Origin of the sequence: Microcoleus sp. B6-A1 (genome assembly GCF_036705085.1) — a bacterium.
Taxonomy (GTDB): Bacteria; Cyanobacteriota; Cyanobacteriia; order Cyanobacteriales; family Microcoleaceae; genus Microcoleus.
The window spans coordinates 1-26060 of record NZ_JAUBTU010000100.1 but is presented as its reverse complement, the minus strand read 5'-3'; the positions used below and the strand labels follow the sequence as shown (position 1 = coordinate 26060).

The following is a 26060-nucleotide window of genomic DNA, read 5'->3' as shown; positions in this document are numbered from 1 at the left end:
GTCCCGCCCGTCCAAAAAGGACGGGCGGGACGCCCATCCCACAAACTTATGGAAGTTATTTAATTCTCATTCCTTACGCAGATAAAGAGAGGTAGAGACGTTTATTCTTCCATTTTCTCTAAAACATCATTACTCTTTCAGTAATGCTGTGGGTTGATAGTAGCGCCGATTACAAAACTTGCCTGGGCGCGATCGGAATTTCAATAATAAACTCGCTTCCCTCTCCGGGTGCAGAAACGCAAGTCAATTTTCCGCCATGAGAACTGACAACAATCGAGTGAGAAATAGACAATCCCAAACCAGTTCCCGAACCCACGGGCTTAGTTGTAAAAAATGGATCGAATATCTTGTGCAGCACCTCAGTGCTCATCCCCGGCCCGCTGTCGGCAATTCTAATTATGACAGAATTCCTGTCTGTCACCTCTGTAGAAATTGTAATCGTAGGCTGTTGATGAGAGTTTTCCGGGCAATCTCTTGCTACGAGGAGAGCATCGATCGCATTTGTCAAAATATTCATAAATACCTGATTCAACTGAGACGCATAACAAGTAATTAGGGGTAGCGTGCTGTAATTTTTAATGACCTCAATTCCCAAACGCCCGCCCTCTTTTCTCAGGCGCGGTTGCAACAACATCACCGTACTGTCGATGCCTTGATGGATATCTACCGACTTCATTTGCGCTTCGTCAAGGCGCGAGAAATTCCGCAAGCTTAGCACAATATCCCGGATTCTTTCCGCTCCTACTTTCATGGAATCCAGCAGCTTTTGCAAATCCTCGCTCAAAAATTCCAGCTCAATTGTTTCTATTTCTTCTACAATTTCATCAGGCGGTTCTGGATAGTGCTGCTGGTAAAGATCAATCAATTTTAGCAAGTCTTTAACGTATTCGCTAGCGGGATTAAGATTGCCGTAGATGAAACTTACAGGATTATTAATTTCGTGAGCGACACCAGCGACCATTTGCCCCAAACTAGACATCTTTTCCGTTTGGATTAATTGAGCTTGAGTTAGTTTAAGTTCGCGCAAAGTTTGTTCTAAACGCTCGTTCTTTTCATTTAACTCCTGCGTCCGCTCTTGCACTTTCTGTTCCACCGAATTATAAAGTAGAGCATTTTCCAAAGAAATAGCAACTTGGGAAGAAAGCAACCTTAAAACTTCCAATCTGTGGGGAGTAAATGCTCCGACAGTCAAATTGTTTTCTAAATAAAGAATGCCGATCAGTTTGCCTTGATTGATAATTGGAGTACACAAAATAGATTGCAGTTTGTGTTTAGCGATGTAAGGATCGGCTGTGAATATTCCCTCAGCCGCCGCATTGCTCAACACCAAATCCGAGCGAGTCCTTTCCACATAATTAATCACCGTCACAGGTAAATCGTGATAGTCTGCAACAGGCGTAAATTGCAGCACAGCTACATCTTCAGCAAATACTGACGCTTTAGCTGAAATCAACAGTTGACCATCTCTAACTAAAATTAGAAAACCTAATTGAGCCCCCGCATTTTCTAAGGAGATTCTCATCAAAGAAGCCAGCAACTTATCGAGGACAATTTCGCTAGAAATCGCCAGAGATGCTTTCATTACCGTTGCCAAATCCAGGACTCTCGCATCGCTGCCCGTAGAAGTATGAATAGTCGTGGTAGTTTGATTGTTGTTAAAACTTCCGTTGATCGGCGTCATTTCCCGCAACTGCGGATACTTCTGTTCTAAATCTTCTACTTTGCGAACTGCACCCCAGCGCAAGTAGCACGAGTGAGCTTCGCGCAAGTGAATTTTGGCATATTGATACTTGCCTTTACTCAACCAAAACTTAGCTGCGAGTTCATTAGCTAGCGCTTCATTTTGGACAAATTCATTGTCTTGGGCTAAATTGATAGAGAAATCGTACAGTTCTACAGCTTCTGAATCTTTCTTGGAAATTCTGGCTATTTCTGCTTGTACTAAAAGGTACTTATGCAGAAAATTTTCGGCACAGTTGTCTGCCCAAATTTTCATCTGTTTTTGGTTTTCCTCTAACTTTTCCAAGTATTCCTTTTGCTTCTCTTCTGAAACATTTGGGAAAACAGCCGCTAAAGTTAGAGAAAAGAAAAAATTCCATTCGGTAGCGGGTATGGCTCCGGTAATAAAAGATAGCTGTTTTTCTACTTCAAAAGCTAGTTGTAGCGCTTCGTTGAAGTTGCCGTACCAGTACATTACCTGGCATTTGCGAATCTGATAAAGGCAGAGTGAGTACAAATTTTGATGAGCTTGACAGTTATGTACGTATTCAGATTCGCTGATATCTTCGCTTTCAAATACAAACTTTTCAGGAGTTAGTTTGCTCAAGTTACGCAGGATTAACTCTACCCCTAATAATATATCGGTTACGAGCTGATTTTTGGTTTTTTGGCTGAATTGCAAATACCTGCTCGTATCGACCAGAATTTGCGATATTTCTTTACCTTGAAAAAATGAGTTAGCTATGCGGTTGGACAGGATATAACCCGCATACTCTAAATCTCCTGATTCTAAAGCTGCTTGATATCCTTCATTGCTGATTGCGTGGGAATCTTTGATGTGGTTGAACCAGTAATAAAAAATACTGACCAAGGATGAACAAGCTCTGCATTTCAAGCCAATATTGCCAGATTTTTCGCTGAGATTCAGCGAGAGCAAGCCGAACTGATAGGCAGCTTTGTAATCTCCCGAAACTGCGTTTAAGAACATACCGTAGCCAGCATAGCAAAGAGAGGCTTCGGGTACTAAACCGTATTGTAGAGAAAGATTGACTCCTTTTAAAACGCTGACTTTCCACAAGTCTGGATTTTTGAGGTACGCCGATGTCAGCAAGTTGGTAATTAATTTGACTGCAACTTTTTTGTCGGGTACAGTCATTTCGGGGGCGTCAATCAGGGAAGCTATTTCTCTACCAGCTAAAATATTGGTGGCTGTTGCAAATTCTTCGGATATGACTTTTTGTAGCCCGTCTAGGGGCAAGTCAATTCCTAGTAAGTCCAAAGCTTTGATTCCGGCTTTAACGGCTTCTTCGTACTTCGCCCGCAGGGTATACTGCACGATCAGCAGGTTGTAAATTTCTACCTTTTCTAAGGGCGATCGCGCTTTTTCCAGAGTTATATTAATAAATTCTTCAGACTTCTCGAAATAACCGTTTAAATACTCAACATTTGCCCGCTCCATGTGCAAGGCAAAGGCTAAATCGTAGTGGGCATCCCAAATATCGGCGCTCAAACCGTCCATGCCTGCGGTTAAATACTGCAAGGCAGCAACATAAGCAGTGGCATCTTTGGCTCTGCGGGCCGCGTCTAAATTCAGCGTTGCCAGTTCAATTAATTCTCGATCGTCTTTAATTAGCGATCGAGCCACATTCAAGTGATCGACTAATTCAAAGATTCTGTCAGCGCGATATTCAGCCGGAGTGTTTTCTAGGATTTGCCTGCCTATTTTCAGGTGAACTGCCTTTTTTTGCGAGTCGTCGATCAGAGCGTAAGCGGCTTGCTGTACGCGATCGTGCAAAAATTTATAATTCAGAATTAATAGCGGAAACAGCACGTAATCTAATGACTTGCTTTCCAATTCCGAAGTTGGCAGAATCAGTCCCGACTTAATCGCGGGCAACAGGTGAGAAAAAGTTTCCGAGGCTTCTTTTTCATTAATTAAAGAAAGAGTATTTAAGTCAAATTCGTTGCCCAAACAAGCCACCAAACGCAAAACTTGCTGCGTTGAACTTGGCAGTTTTCTCAATTTTTGTACCATCAAATCTACTACATTGTCAGTGATAGCGCACTGCTCAATTTGAGTCATATCCCAATGCCAGCCGCCCTTGCTCCCCGACTGTGGCGGGTAAAAAACTAGCAGGTTTTCCTGATACAATGTTTGTAGGAATTGATTTACAAAAAAAGGATTGCCGTCGGTTTTGCTGATTACCAATTCAGCTAACGGTTTGACTGATTCTCGATCGCTGTGCAAAGTCTCGGCAATCAAATGAGTTATGTTTTCCACCCCCAGCGGCGACAAAGCAATCTGATTAATGATTGCTTCCTGATTCCGCAGCGTCTCCACAGTCATCATTAAAGGATGAGTAGGACTAACTTCATTATCCCGATAAGCACCAATTAAAAACAGATATTGCGTAGCTTCATCTGTCATCATCAATTCGATCAATTTGAGAGTAGCCGAATCAGCCCACTGCAAATCGTCTAGAAAAATTACCAGCGGATGTTCTGGCTGGCAAAATACGCGAATGAAATTTTGAAATACTAAATTAAAGCGGTTCAGAGATTCCGTCGGCCCCAATTCAGCTACTGGAGACTGAGCTCCGACAATTAGTTCAACTTCGGGAATAACATCAATAATAATTTGCCCGTTTTGCCCGAAAGAACTGCGGAGTTTTTCGCGCCAAACTGCTAATTGAGCCTCACTTTCAGTTAACAGTTGCCGCACCAATTCCGAAAAAGCGCTGACAACGGCAGAGTAAGGAATAGTCCGCTTGTACTGGTCAAACTTTCCCCAAATAAAATATCCCCGTCTGCGGGTAATCGGTTTGTCTAAAATCTTCACCATTGCAGATTTGCCAATGCCGGAATAACCAGCAATCAGCATCATCTCGCTGCGGGATTTATGTTGTCCTCTCGCCAGGACTGACAAGGGAACTTCTTTTTTCGATTTGAGTTCTTTTTTGATGACAGAAATTTGAGAATTGTCGGTGCGGTAGCCTCGATTATTTGTTGCTGCTACCCGTTCAAATGCCGCTAAAAGAGTTTCAACTTCTCGCTGTCTGCCGTAAAGTTTTTGAGGTATTTGAAATTTGTCGGAAATATCTTGGCGACCGAGAGGAAAATCGGAAACAAACCCAGATGTTTGCCACTGAAACAGGCAGGATTCCAAATCTGCTTTTAGTCCCCAAGCACTTTGATAGCGCTCCTCAGCGGTTTTTGCTAACAATTTCATCACAATATCTGAAACAGCTTGAGGAATTTCTGGGGCTATTTCAGCGAGAGGGACTGGCTGTTTGGCTATGTGACAGTGAACTAACTCCATGGGATCTGTAGTGGGAAAAGGGAGTTGTCCTGCCAGGATTTCATAGAAGGTCACGCCGAGGGAATAAAAGTCGGTGCGGTAATCGATTACCCGGTTCATTCTGCCGGTTTGTTCGGGGGACATATAGGCTAAAGTGCCTTCTAAAAAATTGGGATTTTTATTGGGAATATTTTCCAGGTTGGATGCTGTTGAGATGCTGAAATCTATTAGCTTTACTTGTCCGGTAGCAGGATTAAAAACTATATTAGAGGGATTTATATCTTTATGAATTACATTTTTTCCGTGAATTTCTCCCAAAGTTTCAGCAACTTTGATGGCAGTAGTCAGAAATCCTAAAAGGGTAAATTTTTGGGAACCCATAAAAATTTTTAAAGATTCCCCGCCAAAATCTTCTAAGATCATTGCCAGACTATTTCTAACCTGTTGCAACTTATACACTTTCACAACTCCGTCCAACAGGCTTAAGTTGGCAGTGATCTCATATTCGCGCTTGTATCTATTCAGTTCTTCAGGAGTCGGATAGTCTTCTTTGATAAGTTTGATAATAACAGGTTGGTTGTTCTGCTCGTTGTGGCCGCGGTAAACCAGGGAAGTGCTGCTTTCATAAATGAGAGCGAGAACTGCAACGCCGGGAATTGCCATCATAGTTGGGTTCTCTCAAATTAGGTGTGCTTGGTCAATGTTACAGGACTTACGCGCGGCGGGCTAGAAACCGGGTTTCTTCGTTGCTAGTCGTTGACAAACCCAAGATTTTTTCGTGTAAATCGGGTTTCTTTTCGTAAATCCTATGTTATTCTTCATTATCGCTCAAGAGCTATCTTTTGGGATGTGTGGGAAAGCAGGCCTTGACAGGAATGAGCTACTGCTGACAAAAGCACGCTGGGGCTTTCGTCACCTCAGCAGTTAGGTAAACAAAATCACAAATACAGGATTTGTGCAAGCATTTACTTTAATGCTCGATCGCCACGCTGACAACTAAATCATCTCAGATTCCAAGCAATCGCTTGACTTTAGTGGAGCGTCACCACATCTCGTGAAAATACGCAAGTGCTGAAAGATTTATTTTTTCCGGCGATCGAGCACGAATTTGGGTGCTTCAAAACAACGGCCGGTGCAAATCTTAACTATAATTGGCGACCGAGGCGCGGAGGGAGTTAAGTGTTGCTTCGGAAGCTGCAAGTTCCTTCAGTTCTATCTATTTTGACCATCGATTAACAATAGTGACATACTCCTACACCAACACAAGCTGTCACCATTGGTGTAGGCTTCTCAGTGACTCCAGCTATTGCTTCGGACATTGACTGAGCTTTAAGCACGGGATGACCCACCGCCCTATTTTTGATTCCTATTGCTGCATTATGATCGCGGTCTAGACTACACCCACAGTGAGGGCAGTCATGCCAACGAATATGCAGCTTTTTTGGTCCTTTTTCGCCACAACTAGAGCAATCTTGTGAAGTATTGTAGGCACTTACTGGGATTACCAACACACCAGCATTTACGGCTTTATTTGTTAGAATCGACAGAAAGCTTGACCACCCAGCATCCAACACAGATTTAGCTAATTTTGTACGAGCCAGTCCTTTAATATTCAAATTTTCAACCGCAACAACATCATATTTTTTCAACAGCTCGTTAGCCGTCTTAAAATGAAAGTCTTTACGCTTCTCTGCTACTTTCTTGTGACATTTTCCCAGTTGCTTAACTGCTTTCTGTCTCCGGTTGCTACCTTTTTTACGACGCGATACTCGCTTCTGAATAGTTCGCAGACGTTTCCCGGCTTTGCGGTAATGTTGAGGAATTGCAACTGTTTCGCCCTCAGAGGTTGTCAAGAAATTCTTTAGCCCAACATCAATTCCAGTAATCTTTTGAGGATTAAAATCTGGTTTAATCGTAGGAACTGTTGAATCTTCTAGGGAGAGCGTAAGATAGTACCCATCAGCCTTTTTAGTGATAGAGACGGTTTTGATTTTGAATCCATTAGGTATGGAACGGTGTAAAACAACCTTAACTTTTCCAAGCATCGGCAAGTTAATTAAGTTATTTTGTAAACAACCGTCTTTAACTTGAGGATAAGTGAACGTGCGATAACGACTGCGTGGTTTAAATCTCGGTCTGCCACTACGCTTTCCGTTGCTATCACCTTTTAGGAAACGATCAAAAGATACCTTAACTCGCTTAACTACATCTTGAAGAACTTGAGAGTAAATCTCAGCATACCAAGGATGAGTTTTCTTGAGTTGAGGTAACGTTTTTTTCTGACTGTAATATTCGGGATTATCCCGCAGTTCGGGTAAATGGCAAACTAGCGGACACGCATTGATGGGAGAACGGTTTTGCTCGTACCAATTGAATCTATCAGCCAACAAGTAATTGTATTGAGCCCATAGCATCGACAGCCATCTGTCGATTTCAATGGCTTGTAACTTTGTTGGACGTAATCGATATTGGTAAGAGCTTCTCATTCCTTTGGCGTGGTCGGTACATATCAATTAGTGTTACTGTACCAGAATACTTTATTTACTGTCAAGTGCATGAGTAAAGTATATTGAAGTACAAAATAGACTCGTTAAACAAAGAGTTTGTTTGTTTCGTCATCCACCCGTCTAGCAATTCAAAACATAGTTTTGAATTGCTAGACGGGTGGAATCCTCACCTCACGCGCCTTTCATCCCACACTAATCGAAGCGATATAGTGCGGGGATTCCCGTCTGTTTAGCTAACTGACCGAAAGCATCTAGGATACAAGCCCCCGGCTTCATGGGTGGAGAAATAAAAAACCTGTATCCGATAAAGGAGCCCCCGAATTTATCTCGCGCAAGTCAATGCTTCAAATCTAAAATCTAAAATCTAAAATCTAAAATCGATTGACCGTTTGAGCAGAGTAAATTTGACAAAAAATGCAGAATTATTGCACCTTGTCTGGTGCGCGGCAGCGAACCCTACATTAATCAAATTTGCCTAACTCTTAAGAAAATTTTAGGAAAGATTAAGAATTATTGCCATAAAACCCAGGTAAAGTTGTTTGAATTGCGAGTCAAATGCCAAGCAGGCAAAGCGTTTGAGCATTTCCCAAATGTGTAAATCCTCAGAAACTTAGTATTTCTCAAGGATTCATCCGGTGAGAAAATCAGAAACAACCTTAAAATTTAGCAGTAATCGCCCGATCGGGCAATTCTCAACCAGCACCAGGAAAAAAACTATGAAATTGGCTTATTGGATGTACGCAGGCCCAGCCCACATCGGCACTTTGCGCGTCGCCACTTCCTTCAAAAACGTCCATGCAATCATGCACGCACCCATTGGAGACGACTATTTCAACGTCATGCGTTCCATGCTGGAGAGGGAACGGGATTTCACCCCGGTGACTACCAGCGTCGTTGACAGACACGTACTGGCGCGGGGTTCGCAGGAACGGGTGGTGGACAACATCACCCGCAAAGACAGAGAAGAACACCCAGATTTAATCGTGCTCACCCCGACTTGCACCTCCAGCATTCTGCAAGAAGACTTAGAAAACTTCGTGGAACGAGCTCAATTGGATGCCAAAGGCGATGTATTGCTGGCGGATGTTAACCATTACCGCGTCAACGAACTGCAAGCTGCCGATCGCACTTTGGATCAAATCGTCCAATTTTACATTAACAAAGCCCGCAAAAAAGGCGATTTAGTAGAAGCCAAAAGCGAAAAACCATCTGTCAACATTATCGGTATGTCTACCCTGGGTTTCCACAACCAGCACGACTGCACCGAGTTGAAGCGTTTGATGGCAGATTTGGGCATTGAAGTCAACGAAGTTATTCCCGAAGGTGCTTCGGTTCACAACTTAAAAAGACTGCCGCGCGCTTGGTTTAACTTGGTTCCTTATCGGGAATTGGGAATGATGGCCGGGGAGTATTTGCAAAAAGAATTCGGCACTCCGATGATCGATATTACGCCGATGGGTGTGGTAGAAACTGCGCGCTGTATCCGCAAGATTCAGCAAGTTTTGAATGCTCAAGGTGCGGATGTTGATTACGAAAATTTTATTGACCAACAAACTCGATTTGTGTCGCAGGCTGCTTGGTTTTCGCGATCGATCGACTGCCAAAACTTAACCGGCAAAAAAGCCGTCGTATTTGGCGATAATACCCACGCTGCGGCGATGACGAAGATTTTGGCTCGCGAGATGGGAATCCACGTTGTGTGGGCAGGAACCTACTGCAAACACGACGCTGATTGGTTCCGGGAACAGGTAAGCGAGTATTGCGATGAAGTGCTGGTGACGGACGATCACGGGGCGATCGGAGATGCGATCGCCAAAGCGGAACCTTCGGCAATTTTCGGTACACAAATGGAACGCCACGTAGGTAAGCGGTTGGATATTCCCTGCGGCGTAATTGCTGCACCGATTCACGTCCAAAATTTCCCGATCGGCTACAAGCCATTTTTGGGTTATGAAGGCACGAATCAGTGCGTAGATTTGGTCTACAATTCCTTCACTTTGGGAATGGAAGATCACTTGCTGGAAATCTTCGGCGGCCACGATACTAAGGAAGTGATTACCAAGGGTATTTCGGCTGATTCTGATATGGGTTGGACGAAGGATGGACAGGCGGAGTTGAATAAAATCCCTGGTTTTGTGCGGGGTAAGGTGAAGCGGAATACTGAGAAGTTTGCGCGCGATCGGGGGATTGATAAGATTACCGTTGAGGTGCTTTACGCGGCCAAGGAATCTGTCGGCGCTTAATGATTTGTTGGGCGGGCAAATGCCCGCCTTGCAAAGTTTTGTTTTGGATTTAAAATAATTTGCGATCGGTTTATGAACTACAAACTTGATGTGCCGCTATCTCCCAAACTAGAAAAGTATCGCGATCGAATCGAATCAACTATCAAACCCTATATTGAAATTACAATTGAAAACAACGAACCTGCGAACTGGTGGCAAAGTAAATTTGGCGGATTGCCCTATTTACCTAAAGGATTCGAGTATCCTAAAAATTCAAATGGCAATTGGTTTTTTTTGCTGGCCCAAATCAACTTTTCTGAAGTACCGCCTCTTGAAGGTTTTCCGGATCGAGGAATCTTGCAGTTTTATCTTCCAGACGATGAATTATATGGCTTATCTTTCGACTCGGATGAAGATATTTTTCAAATTTTATATTTTCCTGAACCCGATCTCAACCTTGAGAATATAATCACTAATTATGATTTTTTGCCAGCAAATATTGAGTATTTTCCTATTTGGGGATGTTCTAGTTTGCAGTTTACTAAAAAGTATGCGCCAATTACCCATTACGATGATGGATTTACAAACTTTTTAGGAGAAGATTTTTATAAATTATTTAGAGAAGACGATGAAGTTAGGGACAATTATATAAATCTATGTGTTCCTCACGGTCATAAAATTGGTGGCTATCATGGTTCTTTTCAATCAAACGATCCTAGACTCGATTGCGAAAGCGATCCGTATAGCCTTTTATTTCAAATGGATTGCGATGCTAATGAGGTAATAGATATTATGTGGGGCAATGGTGGCGTAGGTAACTTTTTTGTCAAAGAATCAGCATTAAAAAAATTGGATTTTAGCGAGGTTATCTACGAGTGGGATTGCGGTTGAGTGAGGGTAAAAAATGCTATTTTGAGAGTTCTGGTATGGTGCGTCGCTATAAGATTTTCGATTGAGTTCGGAGATGTTATATAGCGACGCACCCTACGGTATCTATGATGGATTTATCACAACAGCTTACCTGAGAAAACAGCCATCATCAAATAAACGAATTATATGGACAAAACAGTAAAGATTCTCGAAGATTCCCCAACTATTACAGGTTTCTACGATCGAGAAGCGGATGTTCTGTATATCTCGCTAGGAGAACCGCGCGAAGGTCTAGCTGTGGACATTAGCGATGGAGCGATCGCCCGCTATCATGAGGATAGTGAAACTATTGTCGGCATTACTTTAATTGGGTTGCGCCAGCGGGTATTGAAGGAATTGAATCGCAAACTGCACGTCGCACCTCATCCCAATGGGTGGGCGGTGACAGAGGAAAATGTAGAGTCAAGTCAAAAGGTATTTCCCACTCAGGAAGCAGCGTTTAAATATGCAGTGGGTATAGCAAAAGCTCAATGGCTTGAGGTAGTAATTCACGGTGAAACTGGGGAAGTTGAGGAAGTAATTAATCCCGCGATCGACGCTTTGGTACAGCGGAGAAATCTGCGCTAATCTGAAGGATAAAAACGAGAATGTTTGGAAAGTGTTTAGATTTAGGGAAATAAAAGGGCGATCGGGGGATTTCTCAAATTACCGTTGAGGTATTGTACGCGACTAAGGAAGCTGTGGGGGCGTAGTTAGTTGTAGGGTGGGCATTTGTAGCCCTGTCAAGGCCGCTGCACCAGCCTGCATAAAAGACAATCAACCTCTTGAAATCTCAAATGCGGGCTCATGTTAAATTTTCTTTCAATGCTATAATGATTGAAAGTTAAGTAGAGAAGTCAAGTATGATGTCTAACAAATCACTGTCTTGGGGATTAGTTATCGCTACCTACAAACGCGAAAAAATTCTTCCTGTTTGCTTGGAACTAGCAATAAAACAAACCCGGAAACCAACAGAAATTATTGTAATTGATGCGAGTGATGACTGGGAGACAACACGCGATACAGTCATGTCAGAAATTGCCAAAAACAGTTCTGATATTCGTTGGGTTTACGATCGTGCCGAGATTCCATCTAGTACGCTACAGAGAAATCAGGGTTTAGAAATAGCAACAGTCGATATTGTTTTTCTAATCGACGATGACTCGCTGATGTATCCAACTTGTGCTGAGGAAATTATGCGAATTTATGAAGCCGATCCCACAAGTCTCGTTAAAGGAATACAGGCAGATAGTGTTGACATTCCTCCTTCATCCGATCGAGAAATCGTTGACTCCCAAAAAGCAACGGGGGATACGGAGAAATTAGCACGCTACGAAAATCTGAGGAGGGTCAAGGATTGGCTATGGGAAAACTTCTTTTTAATGAGTACAACAAAATTATTTATTCCTTATGATGGTGATTACCCACAATACGAAATCCCCTCCAACCTCAGTCATTTGAATGTGATAACATCTCCCTTGTTTCAGGGATATCGAATGACGTATCGGCGGGAAACAATTTTGCAGGAAAAGTTTGAACCTATACTTCGTTACTACGCTGCCGGAGAAGATTTAGATGCTAGCTATAGGGTTTCTCGTCAGGGTATGCTATTAACTGCGGTGAATGCTAAACTCCATCATTTCCAAAGTGCAAGCGGTCGGTTATCCCGGTTTAAGTCTTCGGCACTGTCAGCTTTAAATCAGGCACTTTTCCTGAGAAAATACTCAAGCGATCTGCATCGCGATCGCTTGGTATATTACCGCTTAATCGCACGGCGAATTATCGCTGAGATTTGCAAGGATCTACTGACTCGCCGTTGGTCATTACCACAGGGAAGAGGTATGTTGGTGGCGTTAAAATACGCGCCTAAGCTGTTTGCACTGCCCGATGAAGAACTGGCTCAATGGTATACGAATTTACAACGAGAACTTTTACAGTTAAGATCTTAGACTTGCTTTAAGTGAAAGATGGAGTTTCCCATTAACACAAAGCCGACAGATGCGATCGCCCTTCTGAAACCAAGTGCGATCGCCCTCACACCTCATTTTGACTATCTTCTTGCTCAACTTGCTCAAAATTCACTTTCTTATAAATAGCAGATAGAGGAACTTCTAGCTGAAAGGAATTAAACACTAATGCCGTATCTTCCTCATCATACTCGCTATACAACCATCTTTTATTCTCGGTTTTAGAATACTGCTCGATTTTGATTTTTGTTTGGTCAATAAGAATGTATTCTCGAAAAGAAGGAATAGTTTTATAAAATGTAAACTTGTCAACTCGATCGTAATTTTTAGTAGACTTTGATAAAACTTCCACAATAACTTGAGGGTTGGTAATCGTGTCAGTGCGATTGTTGCGGTACTCAGGTAGCCCAAAAATTACCATTACGTCTGGATAAGTGTACAGTCGCACTTTTGGTATCCACAGGCGCACGTCACCGATGAAGACATCATACTCTTGTTCTGGAAGAGCGAAATTTAAAGCAATGTAAACGTTTCCTGCGATCCGATTGTGATTCGTAGATCCGCCTGTCATAGGAATAATTTCCCCGTCGAGATATTCGCTTTTGTACTCTGCTGTTTCTTCCAGTGCTAAATATTGCTCTTCTGTGCAGTAACGTTGCTCGGTTGTTTGCAAAGTGCTTGTCATCTGGATGTTCTCCCGCAAGGATGTTGAACAAATATTTCTTTTGGGTACGCGCGTGCGAAGCTATCCCGAAGGGAATCGCTCACTTAAATGATAACCCGCATTTCCAAAAAAGCGATCGCCCTTATTCCTCCCCGCTTTCTTCTGGCTCATTTTCCGCCTCAAAATCCACCTTCTCATAGACATCAGCCAGCGCTACTTCAACTTGAAAGAAATTAAAAACTAGCGCCGCATCTTCCTCATCGTACTGACGGTAGGACCACCGCTTGTTTGCCAACTTACAATACTGTTCAATATAAACCTGGGATTGGTCAATCAGAATATACTCTTGAAATGTCGGCAGCGTTTGATAAAACTTAAACTTATCAGTGCGATCGTAAGCTTTCGTAGATTTCGATAAAACTTCCACAATCACTTGCGGATTCATCACCGTATCCTGGCGATTATTGAAATACTCAGGTGTCCCCGGAATTACCATCACATCGGGATAAGTATAAGTTCGCTTTTTCGGCAGCCACAGACACACGTCGCCCATGAAAACATCATAGTCAAGTCCCTTAAGAGCAAGACGTAATGCTATGCTCATATTCAGGGCAATGCGATTGTGATTCGTAGTTCCACCTGTCATTGGAATAATTACTCCGTCGCGATATTCACTTTTATACTCTGCTGCTTCTTCCAGGGCTAGATATTCTTCTGGAGTGAAGTAGCGCTGTGCTGTTGGCTGTTCTGTTACTTGTAGAATAGCTGTCACGGTGTTTTTCCCAACTCAATTGATATCTTGCGTCTAGTTTAACATTGTCCGAAATTGCGATCGCCCTTCTCAAACAAGCGGGCGATCGCACGCTTATCAACTCGCAACCAAAATTAGTCGATCGGATTGAAAACTAAGGTCAATCGAGCACAGGGAAGCAGTTGTTTGAGAATTCGCAAATGACCCTCTGCATCAGACCAACTGCGAAAGCGACCGACAACGACCCTTTGTAGATTTGGAAGCAAACGAACCACGATCCACGGCTTGAGACGTTTCTCATACGGCATAATAGGTGTATCTCCTTGTTAATTGGAGCCATAGCCAGTCCTGATCCCTCGGAAAGCATCGGACTGGCTTTTGACTTTTGCATACTTAAGTTTAATCCAAATAAAGCAGTTTTACAACCGCAGCGGTCTATTATGCAACTGTTACAGTCTATACAGCCCAAAAATTGACCTACAAGGTGCTAGCATCTGCCTTGCAAAGGTTGTGAGCAGTTAAACAGTGATCCGGTGGAGATTAGCAGTTGTCATGGCCGATCGGAATATCAGTAACAAGGAACTGGCTGTCCTAACCGGGATGAATCCCAGGTCTATTTCTCGGCTCAAAACTCGCCGTTACCTGACCAGAATAGACGCAGCAACGTTAAACGTTCTCTGCAAATCACTGAATTGCAAGCCCGGAGACTTAATGGATTACGAAGAGGACAATCCCGATCGAGGCTGAAATTTGAGGACACAAGCGATCGCACTGTTTTGAGGTGATTTGTACGATCGCCCTCTTTCAACCAAGGGCGATCGCACGCTTATCAACTCGCAACCAAAATTAATCGATTGGATCGAAAACTAAGGTCAATCGAGCCGCGGGAAGCAGTTGTTGGAGAACTCGCAAATGACCCTCTGCATCTGACCAACTGCGAAAGCGACCGATAACGACCCTTTGTAGATTTGGAAGCAAACGAACAACGCTCCACGGCTTGAGACGTTTCTCATACGGCATAATAGTTGTATCTCCTTTGTAAAGGTATCTCCTTTGTTAATGGGAGCCATAGCCAGTCCTTGCTTTCCACGGCGGGGGACTGGCTTTTGACTTTGCTGTGGTGTGCTGTACAAATTATTGCACAAAAGGCCCTCATTGGTAGCAGAAAATTACTAAAATAGCGTTATAACACCGCGATCGGCGTAAACTTGTATGATTGGGAGCGTTCACAAACAGTAAATATTGACAGTGAGCAAGCGCGTTCACATCACACTCCCCGACTACATCTATGAATCCTTAGAACTGTGGGCAGACCGGCAAGGTAGACCCACAGCTAGTTTGATCGCTTTTATCGTTGAAACGGCGGTTTTGGAAGCGAAAAAAAAGGGAGATTTACCTTCTGAACCTGAAAAGCCCAAAAGCGGCGCCTAAAGACTTCCCTCGTGGGTTGCTGGTGCGTGTCGGGCGATCGCACTTATCGAAATTGATGAAAACTAGCATCAGCGCCCGCAGTTGGCGCCCAATATTTAAAATAATTCTCTGCTTTGTCCTCGCGATCGCCTGTTAGTGCATCAGTCCTCTCAGCAATCAAAAGTGCCAGTTATTTAATTGTCCGCCGGCTAGTCAGTTGCAGAGAAACTCACAAAAAAATATCATTCTCAGTAACCAGCTTTCGACTATACATTCAATCCTCTTGTGGGGCGGGCTTCTAGCCTGCCCCTAAAAGCTTATTGAGAATAGTGCCATCTCTCAGGGGAAACGGAAATTGCATCCCAGAATTTCCTCCTTGAGGCCAATGGTGAAAACTGTACTGTTCGCTCGCCCTAATCAATCCAACTTACCTAGATTAGACGCATCAACATATTTTCAAGGAATGACTTATGAACTTCACAGCAAGACTCACACAAACCAGCTTACTCGGTTTAATGCTATTTGCCAGCAATCCAGCCGCAACCTTGGCTATAGGACAATCGAACACAAGCACTGCACCAACAACGTCTCGCATTCAGTCTCCAATTGAAACCATACAAATAGCTAATGTATCCACTCCCCAAAAACTGGTGAGGGATTTTTGTGCTCGCAAAAGACAGACACTGGCAAACTATTTCGAGACCAGCAACTTTCGGATTTATCTGTGCTACAACCACGCCAATCAACTATATTACTACGGCGTTAAAAAAAGTAACGGCAGCACGATCGCCCTGCGTGCTCGAACTGAAGAAGGGACTGGTTACGTGGCAAAAAATGGCGCCTACGATTACATTGTTACAGGAGCTAGCCTTAGTATTTATAACAAAGGCAAACGCATTCTCGAACAACGAGTGATTCGCTCCCTTTAGTATTTCAATGCGATCGCTCTTTCAAGCCCCGACTTCTTCAAAAAGCCGGGTATCTAACAGAATATCTGGCTTTTCTGCTGAGGCAGACAAAATTTTGTCTAATTTAACCTCGAACTCAAATGATATTATGTCCGGTCGATTACCCCTAATACGGTAGGGGCTCCCCTCACGAAAAATATCTGCCAATAATTGACAATCTCAAAAACCCGCCCTTTTAATCGCTTCGCCACATTTGAGTTTGAGGTTAACAGGTTTCAACCGCCGAATAATCTCAAAATAAAAAAACCCTCCCCAACAAGGAGAAGGGAGAGTGAAAAGACAGTGAGAAATTTAAGTTTTTGCAGAATTAACAATAAGGAGTTACATCTTCGCCCCACTCGTCAGCCAAATAACACAAAGCTCGAAAACGCAGCCCAACCACTTGCTCGTAAAGCGGATTTAACTTGCACAGTGGCGGAATGGATAATAAAGTGCGATCGCCCACGAGAGAAATTTCTACAATATCAGATGAGTCAATATTGCTCTCATGCAAAAAATTATGTCAACCTCTACTCCAAGGCAGCATCCCGCTCTTGTGGCGCCCGTCGGGCCTAAAAATGGTTTACCGAAACGTCCCCAATCCAGATTTAATCATCCCGCTCTCCTGCACAATTGCGGATGCTGCTTCCCCCAAAATTTTGTGTGCGGCAGTCGTCGGATGAATGCCATCCCAAAACAAAAATCGATCGGGACTAGCACAAACACCTCCACCCGATAAACACGCACTCGTCACATTAGTCAAGCCATATTTAGCCGGGTTGGCGATCGCTTCCCGATAAAGCGCATTAGCATCCAGAGTCGCAATCTTTAAGTCAGAATGCTGTTGACTTAATACCTTAACCGTTCGCCTCAAACCCTGATTGTGCGCTTGTGTTAATGCAGTGAGACTTGCCGAATTAGCGCCTGTTCGCGTCGCCGGTAACTGCCCCAAATCTGGTAAATTTGCCAGCAGGATATTTTTAGCACCCACATCAGCAAGAGACGCGATCGCCCTCGCCACATTTTCAACGGGAAGATTCGCATTATTGACCCCCTGCAAATAGTCATTTGCACCCGCCCACAGTACATACAGCGCATGAGGATTTGCCTGTTTTTGGGATTTATTCCATGACTGAACTTGAGCTAACAAACCAGGGACAAGGCTATTGCGATCGCTTCCGGTTGTTGCACCTCCATAAGCGAAATTAGTGACTCGTTCGGGCGGCAACTTTAGGCGATCGGCAAGATACTCTACCCAAACTTTACCATTCGAGTAACGCCCTTGAAAGTAAGTCGAACGAGGCGGATATTGACCCCCGCTCGCTCGAAACACCATTCCCATATCCGAAAGACTGTCCCCAAATACATAAAGTTCATTGACAGCCTCAGAACTTTGAGCTGATAGGATGAGTGCAACCATAAAAGATAAAAGCGCAATAATTACGGCAAAAAACGTTTTTTTCAACACTTGGTATTAGTTAGATAGTTGAAATATTTGATAATTTGTACCCGGTAATTGCCGAGTTCCTGATTTTGACATTGAGTGTTATTTATATTCTTGAAATCGCTTAAATATTTGCACCAATTACTAATATATCAATTTTGTAAAAAATGTGGGGAGTAAACCTGAACTTTAATTGTGGGTTGCCCCACTCCACTGCTCAACCTACATAGATTGGTGGTGTCCTTGACCAAGAATTTCAAAGGTGGTACCCGCCACGTGATTTATCCGTGGAATCAATCCCAAATCGAAAATCGAAAATCACTTATTGCCCCCGCATTTATCCGTGGGGTCGCCTCTAAAATCTAAAATCTAAAATCTAAAATCGATTGACACTTTTCTAATGGTATCTAGCTCATAGCGCTGTGGCGGGGGCACAACCGTACATCTTTTGGGAGATTACCCAATAAAGTTACGCAAGAGGCGAACCACGAAAACCTCCCAAACAACTACCCTTGAGCTAAATATCAATCAATAAAAAAAGAATGAATTTAAAGCTGATTTACTCGACGAGCGAGAAATTGAGCGCACTTTTTATCCCGGAAAGCCTGCACAAAACAAAAACCCTCCCCAACAAGGAGAAGGGAGGGTGAAAAGACAGTGAGAAATTTAAGTTTTTGCAGAATTAACAATAAGGAGTTACATCTTCGCCACATTCGTCAGCCAAATAACACAAAGCTCGAAAGCGCAGCCCAACCACTTGCTCGTAAAGCGGATTTAACTTGCACAGTGGCGGAATGGAAAATAAAGTGCAATCGCCAATTTTGACTTCTCGCTCAAACGGACACTGGCTGGGAATAAACTTACACAGCAACCGAGCCAACTTTTGACTTTTAATTGCAGTGTTATCAAGCCATTGTTTTAGCGGATGCAAGGGGTCAAAGTGTGGCTTTTGACCGTAAGGTTGAGAAGTTGTAGCGACATTAACGGCGGTTTCTTCTTTGCCAAATCCTACCCAATGTGGCAGAGTTCGGTAGGAAACTGTATGCTCAAATACGTTCATTTTGCTCTCTTCCTCTTTTATAACGAGGTGCCAAGAACTCTCTGTAGAGCTTGTGCGATATTATCTACAATCAGTATCTACAGCATCTCGTTTTGCTTTACCGGATTGAACTTCTTAAATTTATGACTTAGGGCGAGAAAAGTAGTTCCTGATTTTTTTAAAGACGGTGTGCGCTCTAAAAAGTGTCCTCATTTCAAGCCCAAGGATTGATTGATAGGGTAAAAATTCTGTCTTCTACGTTTTAGCTTCAACCTTCGGTTGACTCTCCTTTTGTAGTTCAATTACAATTGTGACGCATCGAAGTGAATTATCCTATACGTGAAAATGCGGAATTTTTAATAAAACTTATAATATTTCTAAATAAGCTCTGCTGCAAAAAACCCTGAAACCTCGACCCAACAATCTTTGCTCGCGATCGCTCAGAAACTTCTACAATGAGAAATAATCGGTATCACCGCCCTCACCACCCATGAGTAACCCAGAAACCAAAGCTATCACCCGCGAATTGCAAAGCCACGCCGCCATTCTCGGTGGCTTCGTCTCCCTCCTCTGGATTATCGAAATTGTCGATGTATTCCTATTCGGAGGCAGGCTGAATGCTTACGGAGTCCGCCCCCGCAGCCTCGACGGACTTCAAGGCATCCTGTTGATGCCTTTTCTGCATGGCAGTTTTGCTCACTTAGCTGCCAATACCCTCCCTTTTGTGACATTGGGTTGGTTGATTATGCTGCGAGAAATTAGCGACTTTTTTATCGTGAGTGCCGTCACTGTGCTAGTCAGCGGATTCGGAGTTTGGCTGACTGGCGCGCCCTATTCCGTTCACATTGGTGCCAGCGGATTAATCTTTGGTTACTTCGGCTTCTTACTGCTGCGGGGCTATTTTGAACGCAGCTTTACATCTATTTTGGTATCTTTAATTGTCGGTTTCTTCTACGGCAGTTTAATTTGGGGAGTTTTGCCCTCGCAGCCGGGAGTTTCCTGGCAAGCGCATTTCTTTGGCTTTGTGGGCGGGGTATTAACAGCTCAACTTTTGGGGCGGCAGAAACGGCGAATTAACTAGAATAAGACTGAGGCTGCATCCTATCATCACCTTGGTTTATTGCTCATAAATTCTCTAAAAGCGTAGGTTTTTTGTCCATAAACCTGGTTTCTTGTGTAACAATTGCGTCGCGGATAGCAAGACTAACTGCTGATCAATAATTCCACGCGGGCCGGCAAGCACACAGTAAAAACTGAACCGCAACCTAACTCGCTTTCAACGTGCATATCACCACCCATCATCACGCAAAAGTGACGACTAATAGTCAATCCCAAACCCGTGCCGCCATACTTGCGGGTAGTTGATGCGTCGCCCTGCATAAATGCTTGAAATAAATGCTGCAATTGTTCGGGGGGAATCCCAATGCCCGTATCAGCTACGCGAAAAATTATTGAGTCGGAAGGTTCTGCTATTTCTTGAGTTGTTAAGCTGTCATGTTTAACTCTTTCAATACAGAGGCTAATAGTCCCCTCTTCCGTAAATTTCGCTGCATTGCTCAGCAGGTTGAGCAAGATTTGACGAGTTTTGGTAATGTCAGCATACATCATTCCCAAGTCGTCAGCACAATCAACTTCAAACTTATTAAAATTTTTATCTACCAAGGGTTTGACAGTAGAAACTACCTCGTCAATTAAATTAACCGGGTTGAAAGTTTCTAAGTAAAGTTCCATCCGACCCGCTTCAATCTTAGAAATATCTAGAATGTCGCTAATTAAAGATAGCAAGTGTTTGCCCGCTGTTTGAATTTTTTGCAAGTCGGGGATAAAATCTTCGCAGCCTAAATCCTCGGCGTCTTCTTTGAGCATATCGCTGTAACCAATAATCGCGTTGAGGGGAGTTCGCAATTCGTGGCTCATATTAGCTAAAAAGGCGCTTTTGGCTTGGTTTGCTGCTTGAGCGGTTTGAGCGACTTTTTGGAATTCTTCTGCTAATTTGCGCTGGGTAATATCTTCAGCAATACCGACGATGCGGTAAATTTCCCCTGTTTCGTTGCGGACTGGAAAAGCCCGATCGCGCACCCAGCAAACTGAACCGTCCGAGCGCACTACCCGATACTCCTCATCATAATCGCCCCGCACCTGTTTCTCAAAAGCAGCCTTGACGCGATCGAGATCCTCCCGGTGAATAGCATCCCAAAAAGCCTCCGGTTCTGACTGCAAACTCTGACAGCTCAAATTCCATATTTTCTCGCAAGCAGGGCTCACATAAACTAGCTGCTTTTGATTGGGTTCTCTAATCCAAAATACCTCATGAATATTTTCTGCCAACTGGCGAAACCGCTCCTCGCTAGCCCGCAACTGCCCCACAGCATTGTGAAATTCAGTCACATCCTGAATCAGCGATGCCACCCCGATAATGCTGCCATCAGCATCAACCAAAGTCGTATTGTACCACTCGCAAAGAATAATTTTTCCGTCTTTTCTGATGTTCTCGTTAATACTACTAATTCCTCCTTTATTAGTGAGCAAAGTTATAGATAGTTGCCTGACATACTCCTTAGCATTTTCAGGAACTATGAGATCGACTCCGTGGCATCCCATAGCTTCCAAGCGGTTGTATCCAAAAATTCTTTCCGCTGACAAATTCCATTCCGCTACTTCAAAGTTTAGATTCCATTCAATCGCTCCCAAAGGAGTTTGGTGAAGATGGAGAGCCAGTTTTTGCTGCGATTTTTTCAGAGAAATAATTAATTGATTTTTGTCGGCGATCGCAGATTCCACCCGATCTTCGAGAGTAGTAAACGACTCTTCCAATTGAGCGGCCATCATATTAAAGGAGCGAGCCAGGACACCGACCTCATCCTCCCGCTCTACAGACGCCATCAAGCGGGAATCTACTGCCATCCCGTCCCATTCTCCCCGGGACAAAGCCTCCGCAGCCTTGCTCAGACGCCGAATCGGTACAACAATCCACCTAGAAGTCAGAGCGCCAATCGCCGTTGCCAGCACCAAAGCACCCAGACACATCACCACAGTATACCGAGTGTTGGCATTAATCCTTTCCATAAAATCGGCTTCAGGAACCGTCACCACAATCAACCAGTCGAGGCCCCTGCTGTCTAAAAGCGGCGTCACCTGTAGAAATTGCCGCTGACCGTCGATCGTAAAATCTAACTGGCGAGATCTGTCAATTTTGTGCAAATCCCCGAAGCGTTCTGTCAAATAGCGGGCAGTCGATCGAATTAGAACATTCTTGCTGCTGGCTGCCATAATCCGTTTCGGAACGCCGTTGCTAACAATAAATGGCGGTTCCAGAGTAGAATTTGCCACCAATTGCCCAGATCTTTCTACAATAAAAGTCTGTCCTGATTTGCCAATTTTTAGACCTTCCAAGAATTGATTTATCTTGGAAAGTGTCAAGTCAGAACCCAGGATTCCTATCAGTTTCCCATCATCGCCATAGACTGGTTGAGCAGCCGTAATCGCTAGTTTGGGAGCATCAAAATAAGTATAAACTTTACTCCAAGTCGGTTTGCCTGCCCGCACCGGAGCTATGTACCAAGGTCGGACGCGGGGGTCGTAGTTGAGAGTAGTTTTTAATAGCTTAGTTGGTTCCCCGAACTCCGAGGGCGCGTAGCTGTGAAAGTTATAGCCAGTAGATTGATTGGAAATTTGAATTTGCAACTTGCCGTCGTCGAGGCGTTCCACTCCAATAAAATCTTTTTCTTCCGATGCGAATTGAATGTAGCTAATTTTATCAAAAATTTTGATTTGTTTGTAGAAGTAGCGTTGCAAATTATCAGCATCCTGCACGTTCAAAATGCCGAGACGGATGGCATCGAGATTGAGCTGATTTATTTGGTGTGGCGTTTCAATATAACTATTAATATGTTGCTGGATACGCGATGTGACTTCTGTCCGCAGTTGTGCGGCAACATCGTTGACGGCTATGCGCCCGTTCCGCAGCGACAGCCACCCCGTCAACCCTACCGCAGCGAAAGTCTGGAGGGCAAAAGGCACAACAAGGACGATGCGAATTGGCACTTTGCCCGACATTTTTAAAATCGGGTTGGTCAGATATTTGATTGGCATGGTAAAGCAGAACTATTATTAACCCACAACATTCCGGTCAAGTACAACTTGATGAGCGCAGATTTTGAAGTTGAGATGGTTTTAGTAGGCAAAGTGCTGTTAATAACTCGGAATCTGCCACTGGAAACTGAATTTTTAACGACTGCCACCGCCATCTTAGCGCGATCGGGACCTTTGGGAACATTGGCAAGTGAGATGAATGCAGTATCAATCCTGGACTAACTCAACACGCTCATACTATTATAGATTTGAGATTAAAGAATTAAAAAATTGAAAAACACTGGTTCTGTAAGGGTTTAGAATTTGCCGACCGTTGCATTTTTTTTTGAACAGGTATCTCAAACTAGGTTTTTTAGCGTTTTGGCGGTCTGCAACGAACTATTTTCGTCAAAAACAACCGATGGATAGCCGCCCGTGCGTCCAGCACTAACTATTTTTCCACTCCTGACCGAAAGCATCCAGGATACAAGCCCCCGTATTCATCCGTCCAGAAATAAAAAACCTGTATCCGATGAAACTTGCCGAACGTATTTATCCGTGGGGTAAATTCTTCAAATTTCAAATCTCAAATCTCAAATCTCAAATCGATTGACGCGCGCTAATCAAACCAATCGAGTTTTTGGTTGACTCATGCTTGAAATGACGTATTTTTGCGTTTCAACCCGGCCGCTGCGTCAGTTTTATTTGACCGATAGCGCGATCGAAAGTTATAAGTTTTCACAGCAACTGCAATTGATATCTCCACAAGCAGCTACTTTTGATAGAGTACAACTTAATTGCGACTGGGTAAAATAAGCATAGTAGGATGCAACTAGCGGAGGCATGGATGATGAACGCAGTTATTGCTACTCTTGGCACTGCTCTCGGACTGAGCTCAATTTTTATCGGTTTGACGCCCGCAGTTCTCGCCCAACAAAGACTGCAACCAGCGCCCCAATATTCGGAAACGACTTTATCTGGGGACTCGTTGAGGACTGTGGAGGACAGAACCTTAGACTCGGACTACCAAAACTTGATTGGTGGACCAGAAACGGCGGCTAATTCTGCTAGAAGGGAAAGAAGCTTGGGCGACACATTTCGCCTCAAAATCGAGGGCCCATTGGAATTTATTACTACTCCTTCGGACGCCCAGCGTCAAGGAAATCCTTTACCTCCAAAACAAACCGACAGCGGTACAGAAGCGGGAGTTCAGCTTCAGCTAGGACTTTAGGATTTTTAAATAAATTGATGTGAAGCAAACGAGCGATCGCGAAACCCAATTTTTGATTCTAGCAGTTCTTGTGACTGCGATCGCTTTTTTATCAGAGTTTTATCACAAGTTTTGTGCGGTTTCGATCACACAAGGTTCTCTATTGTGAACCTAAAATTAGACCAATTAAACTTCCGATAAAGACCAATTAGCTACATATCTTTACAATAGCGCATAAAACTGGCGGTGAAGGTGATGAGAAAGGCTCAACTGATCGATTATTTGCGGGGAGAGTTGGCAATATCGAATTCTGCCATTGCCGTTGCTCTCCGACACGGTGAACAAGATGCCAGCGAACTGCCGATGGTTCTGTGGCAGTACGGGTTAGTAACACTGGAACAATTAAACCTGATTTTTGATTGGATGGAAGCTCAGCCAACTTAGCAATTTAACTAATGCGAATGGGAAGTCCCGCGCTCTACCGAAGGTGAGCGTCGGGATGAAAATGAGTCAGAAAATAAATTGAGCGACAGCGAATCAATATCGTTTTTGTGCGCGTATGATATTTTTACCGGTATTCTGCACTCCTGATAAATGTATAAAGCTTACAAGTACAGAATTTATCCCACAGATGAGCAAGATGTCTTGCTGGCAAAGTCTTTTGGCTGTGCGAGATGGTTCTGGAATTATGCTTTGAATCTGTGTCAAGAAACTTACAAGAATACCGGGAAAGGACTATCGAGAGCATACATACAAGGTTTGCTCCCTGCACTCAAGAAAGAATACGAATGGTTGAAAGAACCCTATTCTCAATGCTTGCAGGTCGTTGCATTGAATTTATCTACTGCCTACAAAAACTTCTTTGACAAGAGGGCGATGCCACCCAAATTCAAAGCCAAGCACGACAGGCAGTCGATCAGTTATCCTCAAAATGTCAAATTTGACGGTGACTATATTAATTTACCTAAAATTGGTTTAGTTTTCTGTCGGCGGCACCGTGATTTCGAGGGCGACATCAAGACCGTTACCGTGTCTCGTAACCCAGACGGCAAACACTTTATTTCTGTTTTGACTGACGACGGGAAAGAAAAGCCTGAATCCGTCCCAGCAGGTAAAGCTATTGGCATTGATGTCGGGTTGACTCATTTTGCGATTACCAGTGATGGTTCTAAGTTTGGCAATCCCAAGCATTTTGTTAAACGTCAGCGGAACCTAAAACGTAAGCAGCAAAAGCTTTCTCGCAAAAAGAAAGGCAGTCAAAACAGGAAAAAGGCAAGACGGGCGGTGGCAAAAGTTCACTCCAAGATTGCCCGATGCCGGGAAGATTTTCTACAAAAGCTATCCCGCAAGATAGTTAACGAAAACCAAGTTATTGCAGTGGAAAATCTCAACATCAAAGGCATGGTAAAGAATCATAATCTAGCCAAAGCTATTAGTGATGCTGGCTGGGGTATGTTTTGTACCATGCTCAAGTACAAGTCCCAGAGCGAAGGAAAGCAATATGTCGAAATCGATAGATGGTTTCCGAGTTCTAAAACTTGCCATGTATGTCTAAATCGAGTTGAGAATCTCACTCTTGATATTAGAGCATGGAGTTGTCAGCATTGTGGTACTCACCACGATCGTGACGTAAACGCGGCAACCAATATTAGAAATGAAGCCTTGCGGATTTTGGCGTTAGGAACTAGCGCTTCTGCCTGTGGAGGGGATGTAAGTCGATCTGGTAAAACTTCGGTTTTGTGGGACGCCCCGCCCCGTTGAATCAGGAAGCCAGCGCTGTACCACTTAAGTGGTCAGCGTCTGGTAGTTCACAATCCTGAGTTAAAACCCACATTCCGCAGATATTTAGACAAATTTAATAGTTTTAAATTGGGAGGCATAAAGCCATGGAATCAATATATA

Annotated in this window: 19 protein-coding genes and 1 pseudogene; 12 read left to right on the top strand and 8 right to left on the bottom strand. The window is 43.6% G+C overall.

Going from position 1 to position 26060, the window contains the following annotated elements; genetic code table 11:
- Nucleotides 1-169: 169 nt before the first annotated feature.
- Entirely contained in the window at nucleotides 170-5683 is a 5514-nt protein-coding gene (locus QUB11_RS26455; protein WP_333392078.1) for an AAA family ATPase, read from the bottom strand.
- A 566-nt stretch (nucleotides 5684-6249) separates the two neighbouring features.
- The gene (locus tag QUB11_RS26450; protein WP_333200845.1) at nucleotides 6250-7503 is read right to left on the bottom strand and encodes a transposase; all 1254 of its coding nucleotides are present in this window, start codon (nucleotides 7501-7503) and stop codon (nucleotides 6250-6252) included.
- 737 nt (nucleotides 7504-8240) lie between these two features.
- On the opposite strand from QUB11_RS26450, the gene bchB reads away from it, so the two are divergent.
- The 4 genes from bchB (at nucleotide 8241) to QUB11_RS26430 (ending at nucleotide 12604) form a co-directional block, all read left to right on the top strand.
- Nucleotides 8241-9767 (top strand): ferredoxin:protochlorophyllide reductase (ATP-dependent) subunit B, encoded by a 1527-nt coding sequence (gene bchB, locus QUB11_RS26445; RefSeq protein WP_333200846.1) that lies wholly within the window; start codon nucleotides 8241-8243, stop codon nucleotides 9765-9767.
- A 72-nt stretch (nucleotides 9768-9839) separates the two neighbouring features.
- Complete coding sequence (locus tag QUB11_RS26440) at nucleotides 9840-10637, top strand: DUF1963 domain-containing protein (protein WP_333200848.1); 798 nt, start codon at nucleotides 9840-9842, stop codon at nucleotides 10635-10637.
- 165 nt (nucleotides 10638-10802) lie between these two features.
- Nucleotides 10803-11243 carry a DUF2188 domain-containing protein gene (locus QUB11_RS26435; protein ID WP_333200850.1) on the top strand — a complete coding sequence of 147 codons (441 nt, stop codon included), beginning with the start codon at nucleotides 10803-10805 and terminating at the stop codon, nucleotides 11241-11243.
- A gap of 275 nt (nucleotides 11244-11518) precedes the next feature.
- Nucleotides 11519-12604, top strand: coding sequence for a glycosyltransferase family 2 protein (locus QUB11_RS26430; RefSeq protein ID WP_333200852.1), 1086 nt, complete (start codon nucleotides 11519-11521; stop codon nucleotides 12602-12604).
- 85 nt (nucleotides 12605-12689) lie between these two features.
- On the opposite strand, the gene QUB11_RS26425 is transcribed toward QUB11_RS26430, so the two are convergent.
- Both QUB11_RS26425 and QUB11_RS26420 read right to left on the bottom strand, forming a co-directional pair.
- A complete protein-coding gene (locus tag QUB11_RS26425; RefSeq protein WP_333200854.1) occupies nucleotides 12690-13307 on the bottom strand; it encodes a Uma2 family endonuclease in 618 nt (205 codons plus the stop codon).
- 121 nt (nucleotides 13308-13428) lie between these two features.
- A complete protein-coding gene (locus QUB11_RS26420) occupies nucleotides 13429-14058 on the bottom strand; it encodes a Uma2 family endonuclease (RefSeq protein ID WP_333200855.1) in 630 nt (209 codons plus the stop codon).
- Nucleotides 14059-14562: 504 nt separating this feature from the next.
- Between QUB11_RS26420 and QUB11_RS26415 the strand changes: the two genes are divergently transcribed.
- The 3 genes from QUB11_RS26415 to QUB11_RS26405 all read left to right on the top strand — a co-directional run bounded on the left by QUB11_RS26415 (nucleotide 14563) and on the right by QUB11_RS26405 (nucleotide 16376).
- A complete protein-coding gene (locus tag QUB11_RS26415; protein WP_015178556.1) occupies nucleotides 14563-14784 on the top strand; it encodes a helix-turn-helix domain-containing protein in 222 nt (73 codons plus the stop codon).
- 501 nt (nucleotides 14785-15285) lie between these two features.
- On the top strand, nucleotides 15286-15468 hold the full coding sequence (locus tag QUB11_RS26410; RefSeq protein ID WP_333200861.1) for a ribbon-helix-helix domain-containing protein: 183 nt from the start codon (nucleotides 15286-15288) through the stop codon (nucleotides 15466-15468).
- A 449-nt stretch (nucleotides 15469-15917) separates the two neighbouring features.
- Complete coding sequence (locus tag QUB11_RS26405) at nucleotides 15918-16376, top strand: hypothetical protein (protein WP_333392075.1); 459 nt, start codon at nucleotides 15918-15920, stop codon at nucleotides 16374-16376.
- A gap of 346 nt (nucleotides 16377-16722) precedes the next feature.
- Here QUB11_RS26405 and QUB11_RS26400 read toward each other — a convergent pair.
- The 3 genes and pseudogenes from QUB11_RS26400 to QUB11_RS26390 form a co-directional block, all read right to left on the bottom strand.
- Nucleotides 16723-16857, bottom strand: a pseudogene (locus QUB11_RS26400) (Mo-dependent nitrogenase C-terminal domain-containing protein); the annotation flags it as partial.
- A gap of 120 nt (nucleotides 16858-16977) precedes the next feature.
- Nucleotides 16978-17814: an SGNH/GDSL hydrolase family protein gene (locus tag QUB11_RS26395; protein ID WP_333200865.1), complete on the bottom strand. Its 837-nt coding sequence runs from the start codon at nucleotides 17812-17814 to the stop codon at nucleotides 16978-16980.
- Between the two features lie 706 nt (nucleotides 17815-18520).
- Complete coding sequence (locus QUB11_RS26390) at nucleotides 18521-18898, bottom strand: Mo-dependent nitrogenase C-terminal domain-containing protein (RefSeq protein ID WP_333200867.1); 378 nt, start codon at nucleotides 18896-18898, stop codon at nucleotides 18521-18523.
- A gap of 469 nt (nucleotides 18899-19367) precedes the next feature.
- Between QUB11_RS26390 and QUB11_RS26385 the strand changes: the two genes are divergently transcribed.
- The gene (locus QUB11_RS26385) at nucleotides 19368-19958 is read left to right on the top strand and encodes a rhomboid family intramembrane serine protease (RefSeq protein ID WP_333392073.1); all 591 of its coding nucleotides are present in this window, start codon (nucleotides 19368-19370) and stop codon (nucleotides 19956-19958) included.
- A 122-nt stretch (nucleotides 19959-20080) separates the two neighbouring features.
- On the opposite strand, the gene QUB11_RS26380 is transcribed toward QUB11_RS26385, so the two are convergent.
- Nucleotides 20081-22969 (bottom strand): PAS domain S-box protein, encoded by a 2889-nt coding sequence (locus QUB11_RS26380; RefSeq protein WP_333200871.1) that lies wholly within the window; start codon nucleotides 22967-22969, stop codon nucleotides 20081-20083.
- A gap of 51 nt (nucleotides 22970-23020) precedes the next feature.
- Between QUB11_RS26380 and QUB11_RS26375 the strand changes: the two genes are divergently transcribed.
- The 4 genes from QUB11_RS26375 to QUB11_RS26360 all read left to right on the top strand — a co-directional run bounded on the left by QUB11_RS26375 (nucleotide 23021) and on the right by QUB11_RS26360 (nucleotide 25919).
- Complete coding sequence (locus QUB11_RS26375; RefSeq protein ID WP_333392072.1) at nucleotides 23021-23191, top strand: hypothetical protein; 171 nt, start codon at nucleotides 23021-23023, stop codon at nucleotides 23189-23191.
- Between the two features lie 604 nt (nucleotides 23192-23795).
- On the top strand, nucleotides 23796-24179 hold the full coding sequence (locus tag QUB11_RS26370; protein WP_333200875.1) for a hypothetical protein: 384 nt from the start codon (nucleotides 23796-23798) through the stop codon (nucleotides 24177-24179).
- Nucleotides 24180-24413: 234 nt separating this feature from the next.
- The gene (locus QUB11_RS26365; protein WP_333056627.1) at nucleotides 24414-24602 is read left to right on the top strand and encodes a DUF2949 domain-containing protein; all 189 of its coding nucleotides are present in this window, start codon (nucleotides 24414-24416) and stop codon (nucleotides 24600-24602) included.
- Between the two features lie 150 nt (nucleotides 24603-24752).
- Nucleotides 24753-25919 carry an RNA-guided endonuclease TnpB family protein gene (locus QUB11_RS26360; protein WP_333144244.1) on the top strand — a complete coding sequence of 389 codons (1167 nt, stop codon included), beginning with the start codon at nucleotides 24753-24755 and terminating at the stop codon, nucleotides 25917-25919.
- Nucleotides 25920-26060: the final 141 nt, after the last annotated feature.